25 protein-coding genes are annotated in these 21472 nt (G+C 64.3%); 12 read left to right on the forward strand and 13 right to left on the reverse strand.

Translation table 11 applies throughout. The annotated features are described in order from the left end of the window. Nucleotides 1-418: 418 nt before the first annotated feature. The gene (locus E2K76_RS05840; RefSeq protein ID WP_136683353.1) at nucleotides 419-916 is read left to right on the forward strand and encodes a YciE/YciF ferroxidase family protein; all 498 of its coding nucleotides are present in this window, start codon (nucleotides 419-421) and stop codon (nucleotides 914-916) included. 95 nt (nucleotides 917-1011) lie between these two features. Here E2K76_RS05840 and E2K76_RS05845 read toward each other — a convergent pair whose 3' ends face one another. Then, entirely contained in the window at nucleotides 1012-1512 is a 501-nt protein-coding gene (locus E2K76_RS05845) for a hypothetical protein (protein WP_136683354.1), read from the reverse strand. Nucleotides 1513-1773: 261 nt separating this feature from the next. Here E2K76_RS05845 and E2K76_RS05850 point away from each other — a divergent pair, with 261 nt between their 5' ends. The 3 genes from E2K76_RS05850 to E2K76_RS05860 all read left to right on the forward strand — a co-directional run bounded on the left by E2K76_RS05850 (nucleotide 1774) and on the right by E2K76_RS05860 (nucleotide 3781). Further along, the gene (locus tag E2K76_RS05850) at nucleotides 1774-2205 is read left to right on the forward strand and encodes a PRC-barrel domain-containing protein (RefSeq protein ID WP_169053216.1); all 432 of its coding nucleotides are present in this window, start codon (nucleotides 1774-1776) and stop codon (nucleotides 2203-2205) included. A gap of 14 nt (nucleotides 2206-2219) precedes the next feature. After that, nucleotides 2220-2789 (forward strand): type 1 glutamine amidotransferase domain-containing protein, encoded by a 570-nt coding sequence (locus E2K76_RS05855; protein WP_136683356.1) that lies wholly within the window; start codon nucleotides 2220-2222, stop codon nucleotides 2787-2789. 65 nt (nucleotides 2790-2854) lie between these two features. Next, nucleotides 2855-3781: a manganese catalase family protein gene (locus tag E2K76_RS05860; protein WP_136683357.1), complete on the forward strand. Its 927-nt coding sequence runs from the start codon at nucleotides 2855-2857 to the stop codon at nucleotides 3779-3781. Here the strand turns inward: E2K76_RS05860 and E2K76_RS05865 are convergent, their stop codons facing one another. Continuing rightward, nucleotides 3782-4243, reverse strand: coding sequence for a GNAT family N-acetyltransferase (locus E2K76_RS05865; RefSeq protein ID WP_136683358.1), 462 nt, complete (start codon nucleotides 4241-4243; stop codon nucleotides 3782-3784). Between the two features lie 38 nt (nucleotides 4244-4281). Further along, on the reverse strand, nucleotides 4282-4443 hold the full coding sequence (locus tag E2K76_RS05870) for a hypothetical protein (RefSeq protein ID WP_246032909.1): 162 nt from the start codon (nucleotides 4441-4443) through the stop codon (nucleotides 4282-4284). A gap of 102 nt (nucleotides 4444-4545) precedes the next feature. Between E2K76_RS05870 and E2K76_RS05875 the strand changes: the two genes are divergently transcribed. Then, nucleotides 4546-5763, forward strand: a complete 1218-nt coding sequence (locus tag E2K76_RS05875; protein ID WP_136683360.1) for a glutathionylspermidine synthase family protein — start codon at nucleotides 4546-4548, stop codon at nucleotides 5761-5763. A 10-nt stretch (nucleotides 5764-5773) separates the two neighbouring features. Continuing rightward, nucleotides 5774-6352, forward strand: a complete 579-nt coding sequence (locus E2K76_RS05880) for a DUF1190 domain-containing protein (RefSeq protein ID WP_136683361.1) — start codon at nucleotides 5774-5776, stop codon at nucleotides 6350-6352. Nucleotides 6353-6632: 280 nt separating this feature from the next. On the opposite strand, the gene E2K76_RS05885 is transcribed toward E2K76_RS05880, so the two are convergent. The 4 genes from E2K76_RS05885 to E2K76_RS05900 all read right to left on the reverse strand — a co-directional run bounded on the left by E2K76_RS05885 (nucleotide 6633) and on the right by E2K76_RS05900 (nucleotide 10016). Next, a complete protein-coding gene (locus E2K76_RS05885; protein ID WP_136683362.1) occupies nucleotides 6633-7871 on the reverse strand; it encodes a saccharopine dehydrogenase family protein in 1239 nt (412 codons plus the stop codon). A 37-nt stretch (nucleotides 7872-7908) separates the two neighbouring features. Further along, nucleotides 7909-9003 carry a carboxynorspermidine decarboxylase gene (locus tag E2K76_RS05890; protein ID WP_136683363.1) on the reverse strand — a complete coding sequence of 365 codons (1095 nt, stop codon included), beginning with the start codon at nucleotides 9001-9003 and terminating at the stop codon, nucleotides 7909-7911. A gap of 79 nt (nucleotides 9004-9082) precedes the next feature. Continuing rightward, on the reverse strand, nucleotides 9083-9775 hold the full coding sequence (locus E2K76_RS05895; RefSeq protein WP_136683364.1) for a winged helix-turn-helix domain-containing protein: 693 nt from the start codon (nucleotides 9773-9775) through the stop codon (nucleotides 9083-9085). Continuing rightward, nucleotides 9747-10016 (reverse strand): hypothetical protein, encoded by a 270-nt coding sequence (locus E2K76_RS05900; protein WP_136683365.1) that lies wholly within the window; start codon nucleotides 10014-10016, stop codon nucleotides 9747-9749. The genes E2K76_RS05895 and E2K76_RS05900 overlap by 29 nt, the downstream gene beginning before the upstream one ends. 211 nt (nucleotides 10017-10227) lie before the next feature. On the opposite strand from E2K76_RS05900, the gene E2K76_RS05905 reads away from it, so the two are divergent. The 3 genes from E2K76_RS05905 to E2K76_RS05915 all read left to right on the forward strand — a co-directional run bounded on the left by E2K76_RS05905 (nucleotide 10228) and on the right by E2K76_RS05915 (nucleotide 12612). Beyond that, nucleotides 10228-10602: a hypothetical protein gene (locus E2K76_RS05905; RefSeq protein WP_136683366.1), complete on the forward strand. Its 375-nt coding sequence runs from the start codon at nucleotides 10228-10230 to the stop codon at nucleotides 10600-10602. Between the two features lie 190 nt (nucleotides 10603-10792). Beyond that, the gene (locus E2K76_RS05910; protein WP_136683367.1) at nucleotides 10793-11419 is read left to right on the forward strand and encodes a ribonuclease HII; all 627 of its coding nucleotides are present in this window, start codon (nucleotides 10793-10795) and stop codon (nucleotides 11417-11419) included. 89 nt (nucleotides 11420-11508) lie between these two features. Then, nucleotides 11509-12612, forward strand: a complete 1104-nt coding sequence (locus E2K76_RS05915; RefSeq protein ID WP_136683368.1) for a site-specific DNA-methyltransferase — start codon at nucleotides 11509-11511, stop codon at nucleotides 12610-12612. A gap of 129 nt (nucleotides 12613-12741) precedes the next feature. Here E2K76_RS05915 and E2K76_RS05920 read toward each other — a convergent pair whose 3' ends face one another. The 3 genes from E2K76_RS05920 to E2K76_RS05930 are packed head-to-tail and all read right to left on the reverse strand — an operon-like array spanning nucleotide 12742 to nucleotide 15541. Continuing rightward, nucleotides 12742-13341, reverse strand: a complete 600-nt coding sequence (locus E2K76_RS05920; protein WP_136683369.1) for an exopolysaccharide biosynthesis protein — start codon at nucleotides 13339-13341, stop codon at nucleotides 12742-12744. 21 nt (nucleotides 13342-13362) lie between these two features. Beyond that, the gene (locus E2K76_RS05925; RefSeq protein WP_136683370.1) at nucleotides 13363-14502 is read right to left on the reverse strand and encodes an alkane 1-monooxygenase; all 1140 of its coding nucleotides are present in this window, start codon (nucleotides 14500-14502) and stop codon (nucleotides 13363-13365) included. 19 nt (nucleotides 14503-14521) lie between these two features. After that, a complete protein-coding gene (locus E2K76_RS05930; protein WP_136683371.1) occupies nucleotides 14522-15541 on the reverse strand; it encodes an A/G-specific adenine glycosylase in 1020 nt (339 codons plus the stop codon). A gap of 84 nt (nucleotides 15542-15625) precedes the next feature. Between E2K76_RS05930 and E2K76_RS05935 the strand changes: the two genes are divergently transcribed. Continuing rightward, on the forward strand, nucleotides 15626-16159 hold the full coding sequence (locus tag E2K76_RS05935) for a DUF721 domain-containing protein (protein WP_136683372.1): 534 nt from the start codon (nucleotides 15626-15628) through the stop codon (nucleotides 16157-16159). Then, nucleotides 16156-16779, forward strand: a complete 624-nt coding sequence (locus E2K76_RS05940) for a DsbA family protein (RefSeq protein WP_136683373.1) — start codon at nucleotides 16156-16158, stop codon at nucleotides 16777-16779. Before E2K76_RS05935 ends, E2K76_RS05940 begins: the two co-directional genes overlap by 4 nt. Here the strand turns inward: E2K76_RS05940 and lpxK are convergent. Genes lpxK through E2K76_RS05955 form a run of 3 tightly spaced genes read right to left on the reverse strand, consistent with a single transcriptional unit; the run spans nucleotide 16774 to nucleotide 19150 of the window. Beyond that, nucleotides 16774-17718, reverse strand: a complete 945-nt coding sequence (gene lpxK / locus E2K76_RS05945; RefSeq protein WP_136683374.1) for a tetraacyldisaccharide 4'-kinase — start codon at nucleotides 17716-17718, stop codon at nucleotides 16774-16776. The genes E2K76_RS05940 and lpxK overlap by 6 nt on opposite strands. Next, on the reverse strand, nucleotides 17715-18890 hold the full coding sequence (locus E2K76_RS05950; RefSeq protein WP_136683375.1) for a 3-deoxy-D-manno-octulosonic acid transferase: 1176 nt from the start codon (nucleotides 18888-18890) through the stop codon (nucleotides 17715-17717). The genes lpxK and E2K76_RS05950 overlap by 4 nt, the downstream gene beginning before the upstream one ends. Before the next feature lie 14 nt (nucleotides 18891-18904). Next, nucleotides 18905-19150: a DUF4170 domain-containing protein gene (locus E2K76_RS05955; protein ID WP_136683376.1), complete on the reverse strand. Its 246-nt coding sequence runs from the start codon at nucleotides 19148-19150 to the stop codon at nucleotides 18905-18907. 212 nt (nucleotides 19151-19362) lie between these two features. Between E2K76_RS05955 and E2K76_RS05960 the strand changes: the two genes are divergently transcribed. Then, on the forward strand, nucleotides 19363-21465 hold the full coding sequence (locus E2K76_RS05960) for a DEAD/DEAH box helicase (protein ID WP_136683377.1): 2103 nt from the start codon (nucleotides 19363-19365) through the stop codon (nucleotides 21463-21465). The last annotated feature ends 7 nt before the right edge of the window (nucleotides 21466-21472 follow it).

The raw sequence follows: 21472 nt of genomic DNA on the forward strand, positions 1-21472 counted from the left end.
CGTCACTGTCCGATTTCAGGGGAGTAGCTCACTCGACCCACGCAGCACAGCAAGCGAATGTCAGATCGCCTCACCGAGCCGACTATCTGCTCTAGCATCCTAAACGCCTGGCACGGTTGCGCGGGCAAGGTTCGCAAACCCATTCCATCGCGTCGGAAACGCACGAAACTCGACAGATTTTCCGCAACGGATTCCTTTGGCCTGATCGCCGCAAGCTGCGGAGTTGCTGGAACCTTCCCGCCGCTGTCCTGTTGCGTGAGCCTGACAGGAGGGACAACATGACCAGCGCGCTGTTCGCCCGCAACGTTTGGGTGCGAAACACGTCGGCAATCGGGACGGCGGCGCAACTATGCCCGGTCTCGATCGCCTCGGAGCAGCGTGCGAACATCTGGTCCTCTCCAAGCCACAGGAGATAGCAATGGCCGACAAGACCCTCGAGACGCTTTTCCACGAGACTCTGAAAGACGTCTACTATGCCGAAAAGAAGCTGACGACCAATCTGCGCAAGATGGCCCGCGCCGCGCAATCGCCGGATCTCAAGGCCGCGTTCGAGGCGCATGAGGAGGAGACGCAGGGACAGGTCGAGCGCCTGACGCAGGTGTTCGAAGTGATCGGCAAGCGTCCGCGCGGCAAGACCTGCGATGCCATCGAGGGCATCATCTCCGAAGCGCAGGAGATCATGGAGGAGTTCAAGGACAGCCCCGCCCATGATGCCGGCCTTCTGGCGGCCGCGCAGGCTGTCGAGCATTACGAGATTTCGCGCTACGGCACGCTGAAGGCTTGGGCGACCCAGCTGGGGCTGGACGAGGCGGTGACGCTGCTCGATGCGACGCTTCAGGAAGAAGTTGCCGCGGATGAAAAGCTGTCGTCCCTGGCCGAAAGCGTGGTGAATGCCGCAGCTGAAAAGGCGGCCTGATCCTATTGAATTGGAGTGCCCAAATAATTGGGCATTTCTGGTCACAATAATTAAATAAAGAAGGCCCCCGATTTTGCCGGGGGCCTTCTTTCGTTTCAGGCTGCGGCGCGTTTGCGGCGACGCAGAAGGGCCAATGCGCCGACCCCCATCGGCAGAAGCAGACCGGCTGCGGGCAGCGGAACCGGTGCCGGGGGCGTTTCGGGGGCAAGGGCGTAATCCTTCACCTCGACCTTGGTGTGACCTTTGAAGCCAACGAAAGTCAGCCAGCCCTTGAAGGTCTGATCGAAGGTGATCTTGATCTTGTCGGATTTGTCGAGAAACCAGACCGACCACGACCCCTCATAGCTGCCGAGGTTGAAGATATTGGTCGGTTTGTCGTCGCTCAGAAAGACCGAACCCGCGCCATAAGACAAAAGCCCGCCTTTGGTCGAGAACTTGAACGTCACCGATTCAACGCCTTCGTAATACGATTGGACGACATGGCCGGTGCTGATCTTGAAGTCTTGGAAAGCGTCGACATGCTTGACGGTCGTGGCATTGGCACCGGAAGCAATGGCGAAAACGAGCGCGGCAGAAGCCGCGAGAGCCTTGAACATGATAAAATCCTACTCGTAAAAACGCTCCGATAGAATTGGAGCAACTTGGGTAAAATAGGTCACGGGTAAAACAAGTGGCGTTAACTGCCGATTAACTACCCCACCCATAGGGCGTTCACTTTTCCGCGTCTACACCTTTGATGGTAAACGCGTAAGATTCATCCGTGGGTTGCCGCGATCAATCGCAGGATGTCGAAATGCGGTCCAAGGAACATTTGCAAACCCTGCCTGTTGTGCCCAGCCCAATCCAAGGAGATTCGAATGAAGATCGCAACCCCCGCCGCGTTGGCCTTTTCGCTGCTGGCCGTGCCGGCCTTCGCGCAGCAACCGACCTTGGATCTGTCCGCGGCGGCAGACCTCGTGCGTGCGGACGATCTGGAAGACGGGAATGTCTATAGCGTCGCCACCGGGATCGAGCAGGCGACCTTCGACGGTGCCACCTATACGGCGATCGACGCCGAATGGGACGATGTCGGCGATATCGAGGATCTGGTGCTGGACCGTTCCGGCCAACTCGTCGCCGTGGTGGCCGAGATCGGCGGCTTCCTCGGCCTTGGCGACCGCCATGTGCTGCTGCCGGTGACCGATGTGTCGCTCGTTCCCGGCGAGGGCGGCGATTTCGCCTATGTCACCCGCCTCTCGCAAGAGGAGCTGAAGCAGCTTCCCGAGGTCGAGGAAGGCTTCTGGGATTGATGAAAGGACAGGACATGCAACTGAACGGAAAAACCATCGCTTTCCTCATCTCGCCCAAGGGCACCGAGGAGGTGGAATTCACCAAACCGCGCGAGGCGCTGGAGGCGGCGGGTGCAAAAGTCACCGTCGTCAGCTCCAGCACCGATGACGCCAAGGCGGTGAATGGCGATCTGGAGCCGGGTGGCAGCCACGCCGTCGACATCACCTTCACCGAGGCGAATGCCGACGATTTCGATGGCGTCGTGATCCCCGGCGGCACGGTCGGCGCGGATACGCTGCGGGCGGAAAAGGAGGCCATCGACTTCATCCGCCGCTTCATCGAACAGGGCAAGCCGGTGGGCGCGATCTGCCACGGCCCCTGGCTGCTGGTCGAGGCGGATGTGGTGCGCGGGCGGACGGTGACCTCCTATCCCTCGCTTCAGACCGACATCCGCAATGCGGGCGGCACCTGGGTGGATCAGGAAGTCGTGGTCGATCAGGGGCTGGTCACCAGCCGCAAGCCGGACGATCTGCCCGCCTTCTGCGCCAAGCTGGTGGAAGAATTCGCCGAAGGCCGTCACGAGGGCCAGACCCGCAGCGCCTGAGGCTTCGGAACATCGGGCGGAAGTCGCGGTTCACCAGCCCGTGACCCTTGAACCCGGAGTGCCTGATGTTCCTTCGCGTCGACAAGTTGCAGATCGATATCCCGCCGCCGCGTCGGCAGGACCCCAACGCCGCCGCCGCCCTGCAAGAACTGCTGGGCGGCAAGTATGGCGAGATGTCCACTCTGGGCAACTACATGTTCCAGAGCTTCAACTTCCGCAGCAAAAGCAAGCTTCGCCCGTTCTACAGCCTCGTCGCGGCCATCACCGCCGAGGAGTTGGGGCATGTGGAACTCGTCAGCAACGGCGTTGCGATGCTGGCCAACGGACCGGATTCCGACAAGGATGATACCGAAATGGGCGGCGACATCTCGGGCGCGCCCTACGAGGCGATGAAGGATGCGCGGCTGGCGGGTGCCTTCTATTCCAACGGCGGCGGCGCCATGCCGATCAACAGCAACGCGCAGTCCTGGAATGCAGATATGGTCACGACCACGGGCAATCTGATCGTGGATTTGCTGCACAATTTCCACTTGGAATGCGGCGCGCGTCTGCACAAGCTGCGCGTCTATGAAAGCCTGACCGATCCCACCGGGCGCGAGGTCTGCGGCTATCTTCTGGTCCGCGGCTCGGTCCATGCCCATGCCTATGCGCTGGCGCTGAAGAAGATCACCGGGGTCGATCTGGACAAGTTCCTGCCCACGCCCAATATCCCGCTGGGCAATATCCCCGAATGCCAGAAATATCTTCAGGAAGGCTCGCACCGTCGCCTCTATACCTTCAGCGGCGAGGATTATCAGGACATGAAGGGCATCTGGGGCAATGGCGAAGTCGCGCTGCCCGACGATCCGCCGGGGGAACTGGAAGTGGTGGAAGGGATGCCCGATGGCGGCAAGATCCACGATCTGACCGGCGTGCCATCTGCCTTCACCCCCGATTACGCCCCCGAGGAGATGTTCGAGATCGCGGCCAAGCTGTATCAGAAATCGCGCTGATCAGAGCGTCAGCGTCATGAAAGTGCTGTTCGGATCGGGGCGGTAGCTTCCGAAAGGGCCGCATTCGAAAAAGCCGCGGCGGGTGTAAAGCGCGCGTGCCGCGGCGAAGCTTGCCTGCGATCCCGTCTCCAGACTCAGGCGGGTGACGCCTGCCTGCCGCGCTTCGGCAATCAGATGGTCCAGCAGCCGCGGGGCAAGCCCGAGCCCGCGACGTTCCGAAAGCACGTGCATCGACTTGATTTCGGCATGGTCGCCTTCGACCTTGATCGCACCCATCGCGACGGCCTCTGCCCCGTCGCGCATGACGAAGAACGAAATGCCAGGCGCGGCAAGCGCCCCGGCATCCATCATGTGGATCGATTCAGGTGGGGTATCGGCATGCATCGCCTCGGTATGGCGCTGCATCAGCAGCGCGAGATCGGGGGCGAGCGGGCTTTCACGCAGGATGGCAAAGGTTGTCATGGGCGGCACTCTTGCGTGAAGCGCCGCCCTTCGCAAGATCAGTAATTGCCGGGCGGATCGCTGGCGGGAAAGCTTTCGTCGCTTTCCTCGTCTGTCTTCGTCCACTCTTTCGGCGGGTTCTCCATCTCCTTCGGTCCGGCGGGACGGATGTCGCGCTCGGCTTCGGGTTTGGTCGTCTCGGGCTTGTCTGGTTTGGTCATGACAGGGTCCTCCATCCCCATTGAAACGATGCGGCGAAGGGCGCGGTTCCATCGCCGCCGCGCATCTGACATAGGAGATGCGGACAGCGGGCGAGGAGCGCGATGAGGAAGATTTCGATACCCGAGCGGGCAAATTGGCGCGACACCGCAGCCGAGGCGGGGTTCACCTTTGCCGACATGCATGGCGAGCCGTATTGGGACGAATCCAGCGTCTATGAATTCACGCTGGCCGAGGTGGAGGAGGGTATCGAAGCCCCCGCTGCCGAGCTTCACGCGATGTGCCGCGAGGCCGTCTCTCGCATCGTCACCTCCGAAGACCTGATGGGCCGCATGTCCATCCCGCGAGAGCATTGGGATCTGGTCGCGAACAGCTGGACCGCCGGCGAGCCGGAGCTTTACGGTCGCTTCGATCTGGTCTTCGACGGCAACGGTCCGGCCAAGATGCTGGAATACAATGCCGACACCCCGACCTCGCTTTACGAGGCGGCGTCGTTCCAATGGCAATGGCTGGAGGACCAGATCGCCGCCGGTGCGCTGCGGGAGGGGGACGATCAGTTCAACGGCATCCACGAGGCGCTGGTCGAACGCTTCGGCCAGATCTTCGCACCGAACACCGACGTCCATTTCGCCGCCGTCGAGGGCAACCCCGAGGATTACGCCACCGTCGAGGCGATGGCATGGGCCGCGCGCGAGGCGGGGCTGGGTGCGCATTACACCGACCTTGGCCAGATCGCGCTGTCCACCGACGGGCAGTTTCTGGACAATGAATCCCGCGTGATGGGCGCGCTGTTCAAGCTTTACCCGTGGGAAGACCTGCTGCGCGACGATTTCGCGGTGCATGTGGCGACGTCCGGCTGCCGTTTCATCGAACCGGCATGGAAGGCGCTTCTGTCGAACAAGGCGATCCTGCCGATGCTGTGGCAGATGTTCGAGGGTCACCCGAACCTGCTGCCAGCGTTCTTCGAGGCGGATGTCGCGGGCGCCCTGCGCGGCGACGGTGCATCCCCCGGCGATCTGTTCGACCGCAGCCGCGACGTGCTGGCGAAGGGGCATGTGTCCAAGCCCGTCTTCTCGCGCGAGGGGGCGTCGATCACGATCGTCGAGGCAGGGCAGAAGCCCGAAGCCTCGGGCGATCGCAGCTATGACGAACACGCCCGGATCGTGCAGGCCTATCACCCGCTGCCGGTCTTCGACGGATTCCGCCCGATCATCGGCGCGTGGATCGTCGGAGAGGCTTGCGTCGGCATGGGATTGCGCGAAGATCGGGCGCGGATCACGCAGGACCTTTCACGGTTCAAACCCCATTACATCCGCGACTGAGAGGGCCGAGATGCGCAAACGTTCCAGATCCGTGGCCCTTGCCCTTGTCGGCGCGGCGGCCTTCACCCTGTCCGCCTGCCGCGAGGAGGAATCGGACGTCACCTCCTTTCCCGACCTTGCCAGCTGCAAGGCGCAGGCCGATGCGGGCAGCCTTGCCTTCACCGCCGAAGATTGCGCCGAAGCCTTCGCACAGGCCGAGGCCGATCACCTTGCGACCGCCCCGCGCTATGACAGTCAGCAGGTGTGCGAGGAACAGCACGGTGTCGGCAACTGCGGCACCGATGCGGTGCAGCAGCCGGGCGGGGGCTTTTCCTTCCTGCCGCTGATCGCGGGTTACATGATCGGCTCGATGATGTCGGGCGGGCGCGGCTTCGCCAGCCAGCCGCTGGTCAACACCGCGAATGGCCGGTTCGCGACGCCGGGCGGTACTTCGATCACCACCAACAACGGCGCGGGGAAACTGAACGCAGCGGCGTTCAACAAGGCCGCGACGACCGTGGGCAAGCCGCCGATGTCGCGCGCCGATGTGTCCTCGCGCGGGGGCTTCGGGGCGACCAGCGCGGCGCGGACGGGAACCTCGGGCGGTTGAACGGAAACGGCCGACGCTTTCGCGCCGGCCGTCCCGTCTGCGGATGTGACAAGGTCGGCAGCCCGAGCCTTTCCGCACAAGAATCACGCTGCAAATATTGGGTGAGAAACCGTAGGCAACAGGACTTGGCCTTGAAAAGCCGCACGGTGAAAAACGCATGAGGTATGCCCAGACCATGCGCAGACCTGACGTGCCGGTTCAAGTGAAATTTGAGCGACAATCCGCCGATGGTGGCGCGCGGGCAACAAGCGCCCCGGATTTAAGCCGGGGCGCCCGAATATCAGAAGGTCAGTGCACGATCGCCAGCCGCATCCTTGATGCGCGACGGCAGACCCATGCCGTTCAACAGGCCAAGGAACGGGCGCGGGTCCAGCTCCTCGACGTTGACCATCTTGGCCACGTCCCAAGTGCCATCCGCGATCAGCATCGCCGCAGCCACCGGCGGAACCCCGGCGGTATAGCTGATGCCCTGCGACCCGGTCTCCTCGAACGCTTCCTTGTGATCGGCGACGTTATAGATGAACACCTCCGCCTCGGCCCCGTCCTTGGTGCCTTTGACGAAATCGCCGATGCAGGTCTTGCCGACATAGTCGGGCGCCAGCGAGGCAGGGTCGGGCAGCACCGCCTTCACCACCTTCAGCGGGATCACTTCCAGCCCCTCGGCGGTCACGACCGGTTTTTCCGACAGCAGGCCAAGGTTGTTCAGCACGGTGAACACGTTGATGTAGTGATCGCCGAAGCCCATCCAAAACCGCACATCGGCATCGGGGTAGTTGGCCGACAGCGAATGCACCTCGTCATGCCCGGTCAGATAGGCCTTCTGGGTGCCGACGACGGGCAGATCCCATTCCTGCCCGACCTCGAACATCTTGTTTTCCTGCCACGCGCCCTTCTGCCAGCTATAGACCGTGCCGGTGAACTCGCGGAAGTTGATCTCGGGGTCGAAGTTGGTCGAGAACCAGCGCCCGTGCGATCCTGCGTTGATGTCCACGATGTCGATCGACGAAACTGTGTCGAGGTATTCATCGGCAGCCAGTTTGGCATAGGCGTTCACCACGCCCGGATCGAAGCCGACGCCAAGGATCGCCGTCACGCCTGCGGCTGCACAACGCTCGCGCCGGCGCCATTCATAGTTGCCGTACCACGGCGGCGTTTCGCAGATCTTGCCCGGATCTTCATGGATCGCGGTGTCCAGATACGCTGCGCCCGTCTCGATGCATGCCTCAAGCACGGTCATGTTCACGAAGGCAGAACCCACGTTGATCACGATCTGTGCGCCGGTGTGCCGGATCAGGGTTGCGACCGCGCCGGGGTCCATCGCGTCCACGGCATGGGCAGTAAAGCTGCCCGGAACCTTCATGGCCGACTTTTCATGGACCGACGCGATGATGGCCTCGCATTTGCCGACCGTGCGCGAGGCGATATGCAGATCGCCCAGCAGATCGTTGTTTTGCGCGGCCTTGTGGGCCACGACTTGCGCGACTCCACCAGCACCGATGATCAACACGTTTCGTTTCACTTCGAACCGTCTCCTTTAAGGACAGAGGGAAGGGCCTTCAGCCGAGGCTGGAGGCATAGTCGGCATAGCCGAACTCGCGCGCCGTGCGCAGAGTGCCGTCGAGTTCGCGGACGACGATGCTGGGCATCTTGACGCCGTTGAACCAATTCTTCTTGACCATCGTATATCCCGCGGCATCCGCGATCGACAGCCGATCCCCGACCTTCAGCGGTTCGGGGAAACTGAAATCACCATAAATATCGCCTGCAAGGCAGGACTTTCCACAAATCTGGTATTCGTGCGGGCCGGTCGTGTTCATCTTGCCCGCGATGCGATAGATCAGCAGGTCCAGCATATGCGCCTCGACCGACGAATCCACGATGGCCAGCTTCTTGCCGTTGTCGAGGATGTCCAGAACCGTGACCTCAAGGCTGGCGGTGTTGGTGATCGACGCCTCGCCCGGCTCCAGATAGACCTGAACGCCGAACTTGTCGGCAAAGGCGCGCAGCCGTTCGGCCAGCTTCTCCAGCGGATAACCCTCGCCGGTGAAGTGGATGCCGCCGCCAAGCGAGACCCATTTCACGCCGCCCAGAAGGTTGCCGAAGCGGTTCTCGATATCCGAAAGCTGGCGGTCGAACAGGTCGAAATCGCCGTTCTCGCAGTTGTAATGGATCATGAAGCCCGAGATGCGGTCCAGCACCGCCGCGATCTTCTCGCTGTCCCATTCGCCCAAGCGGGAGAACTTGCGCGCGGGGTCGGCCAGATCGAAACCGCTGGTCGAAATGCCGGGGTTCAGGCGCAGCCCGCGCTCGATGCCCGCCGCGCGATCCTCGAACCGTTCAAGCTGGCCGATGGAGTTGAAGATGATCTTGTCGGCGTAGCCCACGGCCTCGTCGATCTCGTCCTCGCCCCATGCGACGGAATAGGCGTGGGTTTCCTTGCCGAACTTCTCGCGGCCCAGACGCAGTTCATACAGCGAAGACGAGGTCGTCCCCGCCATGTATTTCGACATCAGGCCAAAGACCGGCCAGGTCGCGAAGCATTTCAGTGCCAGCAGCGCCTTTGCGCCTGACAGCTCGCACAGCCGCTCGATCTTTTCCATGTTCGCCTGAAGCGCGCTTTCGTCGATCAGGTAATACGGCGTCTGGATCATCGCGAACCCCCGGCAGGAAAAAGGGAAAGATGGGCGCATATATGGCCCGAACCCCTGTCATGCAAGCAGATCGTGACAATCAGACGACGCGGATCACGTCCTTGGCGACGGCCAGCATGTATCCGCGTCTTGCCACGGTCTTGACCAGCAGTTCGCTCACCATCTGGTTGCCAAGCGCGTCGCGCAGCCGCTTGATGCGGACCGCGCCGGCGGCTTCCTCGGCATCGTCCTTGCCCGCGATCATCGATTCGATCTGCGCGCCGGTCAGCACCTCGTCATCCATCCGCGCCTCGGCCAGAACGCTCAACGTCTCGATGGCCGATTCCGTCAGAGTGAATTCCATATCGTTGATATAGACGGCCCGTGCCTCGCGGCTGATGCGCAGGGACGATACCTGTATCCCCGACCGCTGGATCGCGGCGATGCGTCGGTTCTGCGCGATGATCGTGACCAGAAACACCAGCGAGGCCAGCAGAAGCGCGCTGGAAAACACCAGCAGCACGAAGATCACCATGCGATACGACGCCAGAACCTCGGTGAAGGCCGTGCCGGACTGGGCCAATATCTCCAGCAGCCGAAGCTCGTTCGAAAGGCGAAGCTCCATGTTCTCGACGAACAGGCGCTCGACCTTGGAATTGAAGACGTTGGCGTCGGGCAGGCTGATGAACAGCAGAACCCCGGCGGCCAGCAGGATCGCGATCACGGCGACGATGCCCCAGGCGACGACGCGGCCGCCCCGGCTTTCAGAAGCGGAGGAAATAATCTCCTGCACTTGCTTTCCTTTCCTCCAGCCCTTCCGGGCCGAACACCGACAATATGTTCAGCAGCGTCCAACCCTCGCGGCCAAGACGCCCTTGCAATGCCTTACGCGCAATGTCCGGGTTACATTCCGGAACTTCGGCAACCCCATAATGCAAACGCAGGGGATTGTCCCGCTTTGCCTTGTAATCGGCATAGCAGGCGGCGTGCGCGGGCAAAGCGCAAAGGGTCAGAAGCAGGGCAAGACGGATCATCGGCGGCTCCTCGCTGATGGGCCGACCCTGCCCGGATGCGCGGGGTTATTCAATATCCAAAGGGGTTTGCCGGGGTTGTTATCCCATAACAGCGGCGCGTTTGGGCATGTCACGCGCGCGGAAATTGCCTGACCCGGCGGTCCGACCCAGTTTCGATCCCACAGCCGCAGCGATCCCCGCCGCGGCCATTCCACGAAGAAGGACATCGCATATGTTCGACGCATCGCTTCGCCGTCTGGCCTGCACCGTCACCGCTGCCGCCATCGCATTCGGCGCCATGACCGCCGCCGCCGTTCCGGCCCGCGCCGACGAGGACACGGTCCGCACCTTGGGCGGAATCGCCGCCATCGCGCTGGGCGCCAAGATCATCCACGACAACCGCGAAAAGGAAAAAGAGCGCGACCGCTGGGAGGATCGCCGCGACTGGAACAACGGGCGCCATCACGGGCACCGCCACCGTGATCGCGACCGTGATCGCCGCGAGGCGCGCCTGCCGGAACGCTGCATCAGCGATTACGACCGCCGCCGCGGCGAGGTGATCGCCGTCTATAACGAGCGTTGCCTGCGCGAACACGCGCGCCGCTGACCGCATCCGGACCTGCGCGCTGTCAACGTCCCCGGCGCAGGGTTCGGTTCGGGGGCGGGGTTCATGCCTCGCCTCCACCATCTTCCGGGCGGCATCCCTTGTGCCCCCATAGCCAGCCCGGAACACCGGAGGGCGGAGGGGTGAGCAGCCTCCGCCTTCCACTTTTCGTCCGATGCGATAGAACGGGGGCATGCCCGATCTGTCCTTTGAAACCACCGCCCGCCTTCAGGGCTTTCTTCGCATCGTCGGCGTGGACGAGGTGGGCCGCGGCCCGCTGGCCGGTCCCGTCACCGCCGCCGCCGTCTGGCTGAACGAGAATCGCATCCCCGAGGGGCTGAACGATTCCAAGAAGCTGACCGCCACCCGCCGGATGGACCTGTATCAGGAACTGCTGGAGGTGGCTGACGTCTCGGTCGCCCATGCCTCGGTCGAGGAGATCGACAGCATCAACATCCTGCGCGCCAGCCATCTTGCGATGGTGCGCGCGGTTCAGGGCCTTCGCGAATCGCCCGACCACGTGCTGATCGACGGGAACATGATCTGTGCAGGCCTTTCCTGCGAAGCGGTGGCGATCATCGGCGGAGATGCGCGATCGCTGTCGATTGCTGCCGCGTCGATCGTGGCGAAGGTGGTCCGCGATGCGCTGATGGTGGATCTGGCAGGGCAGCATCCCGGCTATGGCTGGGAGACGAATGCAGGCTATCCCACCCCTCGCCATCAAGCCGCGCTCCTAGATTTGGGGGTCACGCCGCACCATAGGCGTTCGTTCAAACCTGTCCACAACATCTTGTATCAAGGGGTTTTGGCAAGCTCTTGATTCAATAAAGGATTTGACGTCATCCCCAGAAATGCCCCATGAGTTATCCACAATACCACGGCGAAAAGCCGGGATTCATGAGGCAGACGATGGCGAAGACAACAGCAAAGGTGGCAACGCTGCCTTTGGACGAAATACTTGCGGGCGACTGCATCGAACGGATGAATGCGCTGCCCGAGGCAAGCGTCGATCTGATCTTTGCCGACCCGCCTTACAACCTTCAGCTGAAGGGCGAGCTTCATCGCCCCGACAACAGCCGCGTCGATGCGGTGGACGATCATTGGGACCAGTTCGCGTCGTTCCAGGTCTATGACCGCTTCACCCATGCCTGGCTGGCTGCCGCCCGCCGTATCCTGAAGCCGCACGGCGCGATCTGGGTCATCGGCAGCTATCACAACATCTTCCGCCTTGGCACCGCGCTTCAGGACCAAGGGTTCTGGATGCTGAACGATGTCGTCTGGCGCAAGACGAACCCGATGCCGAACTTCCGCGGCAAACGCCTGACCAATGCGCATGAGACGCTGATCTGGGCGTCGAAGTCGGAAAACAGCAAATACACCTTCAACTACGAAGCGATGAAGGCGCTGAACGAGGGCACGCAGATGCGTTCGGACTGGACGCTGCCGATCTGCACCGGGCATGAACGCCTGAAAGACGCGAACGGCGACAAGGCGCATCCGACGCAGAAGCCCGAATCGCTGTTGCATCGCGTGCTCCTGGCCACGACCAATCCGGGCGACGTGGTGCTTGACCCGTTCTTCGGCACCGGCACGACCGGCGCGGTCGCCAAGATGCTGGGCCGTCACTTCATCGGGATCGAGCGGGAGGAGGAGTATCGCGAGATCGCCGCCCAACGCATCGCTCGCGTCCGCCGGATCGAGGCATCCGCGCTGGAGGTCACCGGGTCGAAACGTGCCGAACCCCGCGTGCCGTTCGGGACGCTGGTCGAACGTGGAATGCTGCGGCCGGGCGAAAATCTCTATTCCACCGGCAGCCGCCACACCGCCAAGATCCGTGCCGACGGCACGCTGGTCGATGCGCAGGACGCGGTGAAGGGTTCGATCCATCAGGTCGGGGCCAAGCTGGAGGGTGCGCCGTCCTGTAACGGCTGGACCTATTGGCATTTCCAGCGCGAGGGGAAGCTGATCCCCATCGACATGCTGCGCCAGCAGATACGCGACGAGATGAACTGACAGGTTTGCCCGCATCGCGGGAAGCTGCCTGTCCGCGATGCCACCTAGCCCTGCCATGCGCTGCGCATGGCAGGGTCTTTAGTTTGTCGGACCATACGCTGCGCATGGCAAGGTCTTTGGTTTGTCACGCTATACTGCGCCGTTCGCCACCTCGAACAGTCCCCAGAATGTCGCCGATGACAGCACGGCGGCCACCAGCATCGCCAGCCCATCCCGCGCCATAAGCCCAAGGCCGATCAGCGCCACTGCCCCCATCGGGATGCTTGACGCGAAGGGGATCAGCTCCAGCGGCGGCACGGTGCAGCAGAGCAGAATCACCAGCGCCGCAAGCACGCGCAAAGTGGGGTCCTTCGTCACCCAACGCATCCGAGGCTCCAGCAGCGCGTCGATCCAGTTCGCAGGCTTGCGAAGTGCGCGCATCCCCTTGGCCAGCCGCGCGCCCTTCACCCGGCGGTTTTCCAGAAACCCCGGCAGCCACAGGTGATCCCGGTCGAACAGGATCTGCGCCGCGACGATCGCAACCAGCAGCGCGATCAGCGTCGGCAGCCCCGGTATCCCCCCGATGGGAGAGATTTCGACGATGGCCGGAATGGCGAGGGCGGGGCCGAAGCTCCGTTCGCCGATGACCGATTTCAGATCGGCGATCGACACGTCCTCGGCGCCGTCACCCAGTTCCGCGATCCGTTCCATCAGGTCGGCAAGATCGCCGTTTTCCGCAACTGCATCCATGGCGAGGCAACACCGATCCGTTCATCCGGTTCCCCGCGGAAGCGGGTTCTGCCCGCGGTTGTAAGGCTTCCAATCGGCAATGTCAGGATAGTGTTTTCTCCGCCATTCCCGCACCTTGGGGTTCATCACGCGCCGCCAGACGGGCGGGATCATCGCAACCGCCGCCATCAGGGGATAACCGAAGGGAAGCTGCGGTGCGGCATCTTCGGCATGGGTCTGAAGCAGCGGGAAGCGGCGGTCGGGTTTGTAGTGATGGTCCGAATGGCGCTGAAGGTTGATCAGCAGCCAGTTCGACGCCTTGTGCGCTGCGTTCCAACTGTGGCGCGGGCCGACGGGTTCATATCGCCCTTCGCCCAGGTGACGGCGGGTCAGGCCGTAATGTTCGATGTAATTGGTCAACTCCAACTGCCAGATGGCGACGAAGGCCTGCCAGAGAAACAGCAGCAGCCCTTGCCATCCGCCAAGCGCCAACGCCAACGCCAGCATCGCCATCTGCAGCGCGGCATATCGCCAGAACGGGTTGCGACGGCTGAGGGCCCCATGCCCGCCACGGGCCAGAAACGCGACCTCCGCCTGCCAGGCCGAACGCGGGCAATCGCGCAGCACGCGCCAGAAATAGCGGTGGAACCCCTCGTTGTACCGCGCCGAGACGGGGTCGCGCGGCGTGCCGACCCACAGGTGATGAACGCGCAGGTGTTCGGACCGGAAATGGCTGTAAAGCACAGTCGCCAGCAGCAGATCGCCCAACCACCGCTCGGCCCGGTTCTTCTGGTGCAGCAACTCATGCGCATAGACGATGCCGATCGCACCCGAGATGATGCCCATGCCGAAGAACAGCGTCATCCGCTCCGCCGTTCCAAGGTCCGATCGCGTCACATACCAGATCAGCCCGAAGGTCAGCGCGAACTGGATCGGGAACCAGACCAGCGTCACAAGCCGATACCAGAACAGATGCTCGTCCCCCGTCTGGGGATCGGCATTTTCGGTGTTCAGCCCCAACAGCAGGTCCAGCACGTCGAACAGCGCCCATGCGAAGATAGGCAGCGCAAGCGTCCACAGCCCGCCCCATGCCGCCCCGGCAATCGCCAGCGGCACGGTCAGGATCGAAAGCCAGAAGGGAAGCGCGTGGCGAAGGCGGGCGACTTCAGAGGCTGGTTTCATCGTCACCCCCAAGTTTCGCCTATCTTGGCACAACCTTGGCGAGATCGAAAGCCTTGCGCATGACCGTGGGAAGCTCGGCCCCCGTCACGGCGCGGAAATCGCCCCGGCGCGGGTTGCCGCTGGTGTCGGCGAACATGACGGTCAGGATCAGGTGGAAATGGGTGAAGGTGTGGCGCACCTCGCCGATCGCCTTCCAATCGGCGTCCAGAGGAGCCTCGCCCCCCGATCCATCCCACGCATCGCCGGGCCAGCCGGGCATCCCGCCCAGAAGCCCGCGTTCGGGCCGCGTCTCCAGCAGCCATTGCCCGCCACGCCGGGCCAGCCAGACCACCCCCTCGCGCACCGGCTTTGCGGTCTTGGGCGCCTTGCGGGGCAGGGTGGCCTGCACTCCTGTCGCCCGCGCCTCGCACGGGTCCATCCACGGGCAGATGCCGCAGGCGGGCGATCGCGGGGTGCAGATGGTGGCCCCAAGGTCCATCACCGCCTGCGCATAGTCGCCGGGCCGCAGCGCGGGGGTCAGGTCAGCCGCCAGCCGCGTGATCTCGGGCTTTGCCACCGGCAGCGGGGTTTCCACCAGCCGCAGGCGAGAGATCACACGCTCTACATTCCCGTCCACCACCGTGGCCGGCTCGTCGAACGCGATGGAGGCGATGGCGGCAGCGGTATAGGGACCGATCCCCGGCAGCGTCAGCAGCCCGTCGCGCGTATCGGGAAACACTCCGCCATGATCCGACACCACCGCCCGCGCGCATTTCAGAAGGTTTCGGGCACGAGCGTAATAGCCAAGTCCCGCCCATTCGGCCATGACATCGGCATCCGCCGCCGCCGCCAGATCCCGCACCGTCGGCCAGCGGGCCGTGAACCGCGCGAAATAGTCGCGCACGGCGGCCACGGTGGTCTGTTGCAGCATCACCTCGGACAGCCAGACGCGATAGGGATCGGGCCGCGCAGTATCCCCCGGCGGCACGCGCCAAGGCAGGGCGCGGGCATGGCGGTCATACCAATGCAGCAAGGTTTCGCTTAAGTCCGTGTCACGCAATGTTTATGCTTTCTGTCGCTGCATTGCGCTGGCAAGGGGCGCGGCTGCGCGGATAAGATAGGCGCGATCACCGGAAGGAACCAGATGGCCCTGCAGCCTCCCAGCCCCCAACGCCGCTTTCGCGGGTTCGAGCCTGCCTCGGGCCTTTTGCGCGAACGCATCCGTGCGGCGGGGGAAAAACGGGGCTTCGCGGTCACGCGGCTTCTGACCGGCTGGGCCGAGATCGTGGGCGAGGATCTGGCCCGCATGACCCGCCCCGTCAAGGTCGGCTATGCCAAGGAAGGCTTCGGCGCGACGCTGACGCTTCTGGTGATGCCCGCCCATGCGCCCATGATCCAGATGCAGCTTCCGCGCATCGTGGAACGGGTCAATGCCTGCTACGGCTATTCCGCCATCTCGCGTATTTCGCTGACCCAGACGGCAGCCAGCGGGTTCGCGGATGGGCAGGCGCAGTTCGAACAGACACCCAAACCGGCCCCCGCGCCCGACCCGCAGATTCGCGCCGACGCCGAACGGGTCGCGTCGGGCGTTCAGGATGACGGGCTGAAGGCGGCACTCGAAAATCTTGCGCAGAACTTCATGCTGCGCGCCAAATCCAAAGAAGGCAAACGCAGATGAAAAACATTGCAATGCTGGCGCTGGTCGCCACGCTCGGCTCGTTCGGTGTGGCCCATGCGCAGGACGCTGCCGCCCCGGCCGCAACGGCGACCGAGGCGCCGCAGGTGCGCGACATGACGATGGGCAGCGCCGACGCCCCGATCGAGCTGGTCGAATACGCCTCCTACACCTGCCCGCATTGCGCGGATTTCCACACCAATGTCTTCGACAAGCTGAAGGCCGAATATATCGACACCGGCAAGGTCCGCTTCGTCATGCGCGAGGTGTATTTCGACCGTTACGGCCTTTGGGCCGCGATGATGGCCCGCTGCGGCGGCGACATGCGGTATTTCGGGATTTCCGACATCCTGTTCGACACGCAGCGCGAATGGGCCGGATCGCAGGACCCGTCGGTCGTGGTGGAGAACCTGAAGCGCATCGGCCGTCAGGCCGGGATGGACAACGCGACCATCGACGCCTGCATGGGTGATGCGGCGATGGCGCAGGCGCTGGTCGACAGCTATCAGAAGAATGCCGAGGCCGATGCCATCACCGGCACGCCCACGATCATCATCAACGGCGAAAAGCACAGCAACATGAGCTATGAGGACCTGAAAGAGATCCTCGACGCCGAGCTATAAGCCGATCCGCGACAGGGCCGCATCCAGCGGCCCCCAGTCGTCGATCTCCAGCCGGACGGGCAGGGTCAGCACCTTGGCCCGGAAGGCGGGGGGCAAACGCACCGCGTCCTTTTCGGTGGTGACAAGCTGCGCGCCCAGGGCAGCCGCCTCCGCCTCCAGCCGCCGCATCAGCGCGTCGGTCAGGGGTTGGTGATCGTCCAGCGGCTCTGCCCGGACGATCTGGGCGCCTTCGGCTCGCAAGGTGGCGAAGAACTTCTCGGGGTGGCCGATCCCGGCGAAGGCCAGCACACGCTCTCCCTCCCACCCCATTCCCATCTGCAGGGGGCGCAGATGCCCGGTCAGATGGGTGATGCCCTGCGGCGCATCGAACCCGCCCCCGATGGACAGCAGCATATCGGCCCGCGCCAGCCCGACAGCGACCGGCTCGCGCAGCGGGCCTGCGGGAATGCAGCGACCGTTGCCGAAACCCTTGGCGGCATCCACCACCACGATCGACAAGTCCTTGACCACGGATGGGTTCTGGAACCCGTCATCCAGCAGGACCGCCTGCGCACCTGCGGCTTCTGCCGCCTGCACGCCCGCCGCGCGGTCGCGGGCGATCCATGCCGGCGCGAAGGCCGACAGCAGCAGCGGCTCGTCCCCTACCTGATCGGCGGTCTGGCCCGCGACTCGCACCGGCCCTTCCAGCGACCCGCCATGCCCGCGCGAGACGACATGCGCCGCCACGCCCCGCGCCGCCAGCCGTTGCAAAAGCGCGATGGCGGTCGGGGTCTTGCCGGTGCCGCCCGCGTTGATGTTGCCGATGCAGATGACCGGAACCCCGGCGCGGTATCCCGCCTTGCGCAGACGCCGCGCCGTTCCCGCCGCGTAAAGCGCACCCAGCGGCGACAGGAGCCGACTTTGCCAGCCATCGGTGAACCAGAAACCCGGCGTTCTCATTCGTCCATCATCCGTTCCACCAGCGCCAGAACCCTGTCCGTCACCTCGGTCCCGTCGGACGCGACGCCCCAGGCCGCCTGCGCCAGCCATGCCACGCGGTCGGGCGACATCAGATCGCCCAGCGCATCGCCCAGAACGCGGGCCTGCGCGACCGGCAGCGTCGCCTTGGCGGCCGCCAGTCGCGAGATCGCACCGCCATAGGGACCGGGCTTCGGCCCATGCAGGATGGCCGACCCCAGCGAGGCCGCCTCCATCGGGTCGCGCACCGCCCCGCCCGAGAAGGTTCCGCCCAGAAAGCAGATCGGAGCCAGCCGATACCATAGCCCGTATTCGGCAGGGTTGTCGGCGACATAGACTTCGGCCTCGGCGTCCGGTTCCTCGTCGAAGGCGCGGCGGGCGACGGTGAAACCCTCCGCCTCCAGATGTTCGGCAAGACCGGTGGCGCGTTCGGGGTCCTCGGGCACCACGATCAGCAGCAGTCGGTGCGACAGGCGCAGCGCGGAACGGTGCGCGGCGATCACGATTTCTTCTTCGGCGGCGGTCAGCCCCGCTGCCAGCCAGACGGGGCGCGTGGCGATCAGGCGGGCAAGCTCGGCCCGCTCGGCCTCGGTGCAGGGCAGGGGGCGGGTGCCTTCCTCCATCCGCCCGGCGATCTTGACGACATCCGCAGGCGCACCCCACCGACGAAACGCGCGGGCTGAAGCTTCGTCCAGCGTCAGGATATGGGCGAAGCGCGACAGAAGCGCGCGGGTCAGGCCGGGCCACCACGCATCGCGGCTGTGCGGCAGGACTGGCGCACGGGCATCGACCAGCATCATCGGCACGCCCCGCGACGATGCCTCGCCCAGCAGCGCGGGGCGAAGCTCGCCATCCGAAAATACGGCCAGATCGGGCTTCCAATGATCGAGGAATGGCTTCACCGCGCCCTCCGCCGGCGGCGGGACGAGGACCGCGCCATCCGGCAGCGCGGTTCCCGAAGGGCCGGTGATCATCACGGCATAGCCCGGCTCGTCCATGATGCGGCGGGCAAGCTCGGCCAGCGGGCGGGCGGCATCCGCATCGGGCGCGTGCAGCCAGACCAGACGCCCCTCGGGCCGGGGCGGCGGCGCGTCAGGCGCAGCGTCGCCCCGATGGGCAAGCAGATAAAGCTTTAGGCCAAGCGGATACGCCATTCACTTCCGACGGGTCAGGCCCCCAGTTCCTCGGTGGGCGAAGCCGGCTGCGCCTCATCGCGCAGGCGGTGGATGTGGGCGATATAATAGCGCATGTGGGCATCGTCCACCGTGCGTTGCGCCGCACCCTTCCACGCTTTGAAGGCCGAATCGTAATCGGGAAACATGCCGATGATGTCGATTTCGGCCACGTCCTTGAAGACGTTCTTGGACGGGCTGACCAGTTCGCCGCCGAAGACGAGGTGCAGTCGCTGGGCCATTGGGGAACTCCTTGGCTCTGGATTCGCGCGAAAGCTACTCGATTGGGGCGGGTGGTCAAGCGGGGCTATACATCGTTGCCACTTGCGTGTAGAAGCCCCCCTTCGGCTTCGGCGGTGTCCGGAAAGGTGGGGCGAGGAGGCCCGACCGCAAAGGGGGACAGGCGGTGCCGTTCATCGGGTGGCAATGTGCACACCCCCTTTGGGAAAAGAAAATGACTGAAATGACGCAGATCGCCGCGCCGCTGGCCGCGGCGCTGGCAGCCAAGGGCTATGAATCGCTCACGCAAGTGCAAGAGGCCGTTCTGGCCGAAGAAGCACAGGGGCGCGACGTGCTGGTGTCCGCCCAGACGGGATCGGGCAAGACGGTCGCATTCGGCATCGCCATGGCGCCGGAACTGCTGAACGGGGCCGACCGGCTCCTGTTCGCGGACGTGCCTCTGGCGCTGGCCATCGCGCCGACGCGCGAGCTGGCGCTGCAGGTCGCGCGCGAGCTTGAGTGGCTTTATGGCGAGGCGGGTGCGATCATCGCCACCTGCGTCGGCGGCATGGATTACCGCACGGAAAAACGCGCGCTGGACCGCGGCGCGCATATCGTCGTCGGCACCCCCGGCCGTCTGCGCGACCATATCGAGCGCGGTTCGCTGGACCTGTCCGGCCTGCGCGTCGCCGTTCTGGACGAAGCGGACGAGATGCTGGATCTGGGCTTCCGCGACGATCTGGAATTCATCCTCGAAGCCGCGCCGGAAGACCGCCGCACGCTGATGTTCTCGGCCACCGTGCCGAAGGAAATCGCGGCGCTGGCCAAGGATTTCCAGAACGACGCGCTGCGCATCCAGACGCAGGGCGAGAAGAAGCAGCATTCCGACATCGAATACCGCGCGCTGAACGTCACCTCGCGCGACAAGGAAAACGCGATCTTCAACCTTCTGCGCTTCTACGAGGCGAAGACGGCGATCGTGTTCTGCAAGACGCGCGCGAACGTGAACAACCTGCTGGCCCGCATGGGCAATCGCGGGTTTCAGGTCGTGGCGCTGTCGGGCGAGCTGAGCCAGCAGGAACGCACCCACGCGCTGCAAGCACTGCGCGACGGGCGCGCCCGCGTCTGTATCGCAACGGACGTGGCCGCACGCGGCATCGACCTTCCGGGGCTGGAGCTTGTGATTCACGCCGACCTGCCGTCGAACAGCGAAACGCTGCTGCACCGTTCGGGCCGCACGGGCCGCGCGGGTGCCAAGGGCGTGTCGGCGCTGATCGTGCCGCAGGCCGAATTCCGCAAGGCCCAGCGTCTGCTGCAAGGCGCGAAGCTGGTCGCCGAATGGGGCAAGGCTCCGTCAGCCGATGAAGTGCAGGAGCGTGACGACGTCCGCATCCTTGAACATTCCGCGCTGCAATCCGCACCGGGTGACGAAGGCGCGATGGCCGAAACCCTGCTGGAGAAGTTCGGCGCCGAAACCGTCGCCGCCGCCTTTGTCCGCCTGTGGCGCGAAGGCCGCTCGGCCCCCGAAGTGCTGTCGGATGCGATCCAGCCCTCGGCCCCGCGCGAGCGTGGCGAGTTCGGCGAATCGGTCTGGTTCACGCTGTCGGTCGGCCATACCGGCCGCGCCGAAGCCCGCTGGCTGCTGCCCAAGATCTGCGATGCGGGCGGGATCACCAAGAACGACATCGGCGCGATCCGCGTGCAGCAGGACCGCACCTTCGTGCAGATCGCGAAATCGGTTGCGGGCAAGTTCGGCGCGCATCAGCAGATCGAAGCCGATCTGGAAATGACCCGCATGGACGGCGAGCCCACGCTGGACCGCCCCGAGCGTGCCCCGCGCAAGCCGTATGAAAAGCGTGACAAGCCGGCCTATACGCCGAAGCCGTCGCGCTTCGTCGAGGATGAGGATGCGCCCCGCGCCCCCCGTCCCCCGCGCGCCGAGGAGCGCAAGCCCTATGAGAAGCGGGACGACAAGCCCCGCGCGCCGCGCAGCGACAAGCCCTATGCCCCGCGCGAGGATCGCAAACCCTACGCCCCCCGCGAAGGTGCTGAGCGCAAGTGGAGCCCCGAGGACCGCAAGCCCTACGCCCCGCGTGGCGAGGATGCGCGCCCCTATGCCCGCAAGGAAGAAGGCGACGACCGCAAGCCGCGCTGGAAGGCGGGCGACAAGCCCGAGGGCAAGTTCAAGCCGAAATCGGCGGGCTTCAAATCCCACGGCGGCAGTTCGGACAAGCCCGCACGGGCGGCAGGGTTCAAATCCCACGGCGACAATCCGAAAGCTGCGCCGCGCGACGCGCGTGACACATCCAAGCGGTTCGTTCCGCCGAAGAAGAAATGAGATCAGG

This window comes from Falsirhodobacter xinxiangensis, assembly GCF_004959935.1.
Lineage (GTDB): Bacteria > Pseudomonadota > Alphaproteobacteria > Rhodobacterales > Rhodobacteraceae > Falsirhodobacter > Falsirhodobacter xinxiangensis.

Coding starts and splice junctions, on each gene's coding strand:
- E2K76_RS05910 (WP_136683367.1), top strand. CDS start 10,793: ATGCCCGATCTGTCCTTTGAAACCACCGCCCGCCTTCAGGGCTTTCTT.
- E2K76_RS05900 (WP_136683365.1), bottom strand. CDS start 10,016: ATGATCCGTCTTGCCCTGCTTCTGACCCTTTGCGCTTTGCCCGCGCAC.
- E2K76_RS05870 (WP_246032909.1), bottom strand. CDS start 4,443: ATGACCAAACCAGACAAGCCCGAGACGACCAAACCCGAAGCCGAGCGC.
- E2K76_RS05860 (WP_136683357.1), top strand. CDS start 2,855: ATGTTCCTTCGCGTCGACAAGTTGCAGATCGATATCCCGCCGCCGCGT.
- E2K76_RS05915 (WP_136683368.1), top strand. CDS start 11,509: ATGGCGAAGACAACAGCAAAGGTGGCAACGCTGCCTTTGGACGAAATA.
- E2K76_RS05840 (WP_136683353.1), top strand. CDS start 419: ATGGCCGACAAGACCCTCGAGACGCTTTTCCACGAGACTCTGAAAGAC.
- E2K76_RS05940 (WP_136683373.1), top strand. CDS start 16,156: ATGAAAAACATTGCAATGCTGGCGCTGGTCGCCACGCTCGGCTCGTTC.
- E2K76_RS05950 (WP_136683375.1), bottom strand. CDS start 18,890: ATGGCGTATCCGCTTGGCCTAAAGCTTTATCTGCTTGCCCATCGGGGC.
- lpxK (WP_136683374.1), bottom strand. CDS start 17,718: ATGAGAACGCCGGGTTTCTGGTTCACCGATGGCTGGCAAAGTCGGCTC.
- E2K76_RS05855 (WP_136683356.1), top strand. CDS start 2,220: ATGCAACTGAACGGAAAAACCATCGCTTTCCTCATCTCGCCCAAGGGC.
- E2K76_RS05955 (WP_136683376.1), bottom strand. CDS start 19,150: ATGGCCCAGCGACTGCACCTCGTCTTCGGCGGCGAACTGGTCAGCCCG.
- E2K76_RS05925 (WP_136683370.1), bottom strand. CDS start 14,502: ATGAAACCAGCCTCTGAAGTCGCCCGCCTTCGCCACGCGCTTCCCTTC.
- E2K76_RS05875 (WP_136683360.1), top strand. CDS start 4,546: ATGAGGAAGATTTCGATACCCGAGCGGGCAAATTGGCGCGACACCGCA.
- E2K76_RS05880 (WP_136683361.1), top strand. CDS start 5,774: ATGCGCAAACGTTCCAGATCCGTGGCCCTTGCCCTTGTCGGCGCGGCG.
- E2K76_RS05865 (WP_136683358.1), bottom strand. CDS start 4,243: ATGACAACCTTTGCCATCCTGCGTGAAAGCCCGCTCGCCCCCGATCTC.
- E2K76_RS05935 (WP_136683372.1), top strand. CDS start 15,626: ATGGCCCTGCAGCCTCCCAGCCCCCAACGCCGCTTTCGCGGGTTCGAG.
- E2K76_RS05920 (WP_136683369.1), bottom strand. CDS start 13,341: ATGGATGCAGTTGCGGAAAACGGCGATCTTGCCGACCTGATGGAACGG.
- E2K76_RS05845 (WP_136683354.1), bottom strand. CDS start 1,512: ATGTTCAAGGCTCTCGCGGCTTCTGCCGCGCTCGTTTTCGCCATTGCT.
- E2K76_RS05850 (WP_169053216.1), top strand. CDS start 1,774: ATGAAGATCGCAACCCCCGCCGCGTTGGCCTTTTCGCTGCTGGCCGTG.
- E2K76_RS05890 (WP_136683363.1), bottom strand. CDS start 9,003: ATGATCCAGACGCCGTATTACCTGATCGACGAAAGCGCGCTTCAGGCG.
- E2K76_RS05905 (WP_136683366.1), top strand. CDS start 10,228: ATGTTCGACGCATCGCTTCGCCGTCTGGCCTGCACCGTCACCGCTGCC.
- E2K76_RS05960 (WP_136683377.1), top strand. CDS start 19,363: ATGACTGAAATGACGCAGATCGCCGCGCCGCTGGCCGCGGCGCTGGCA.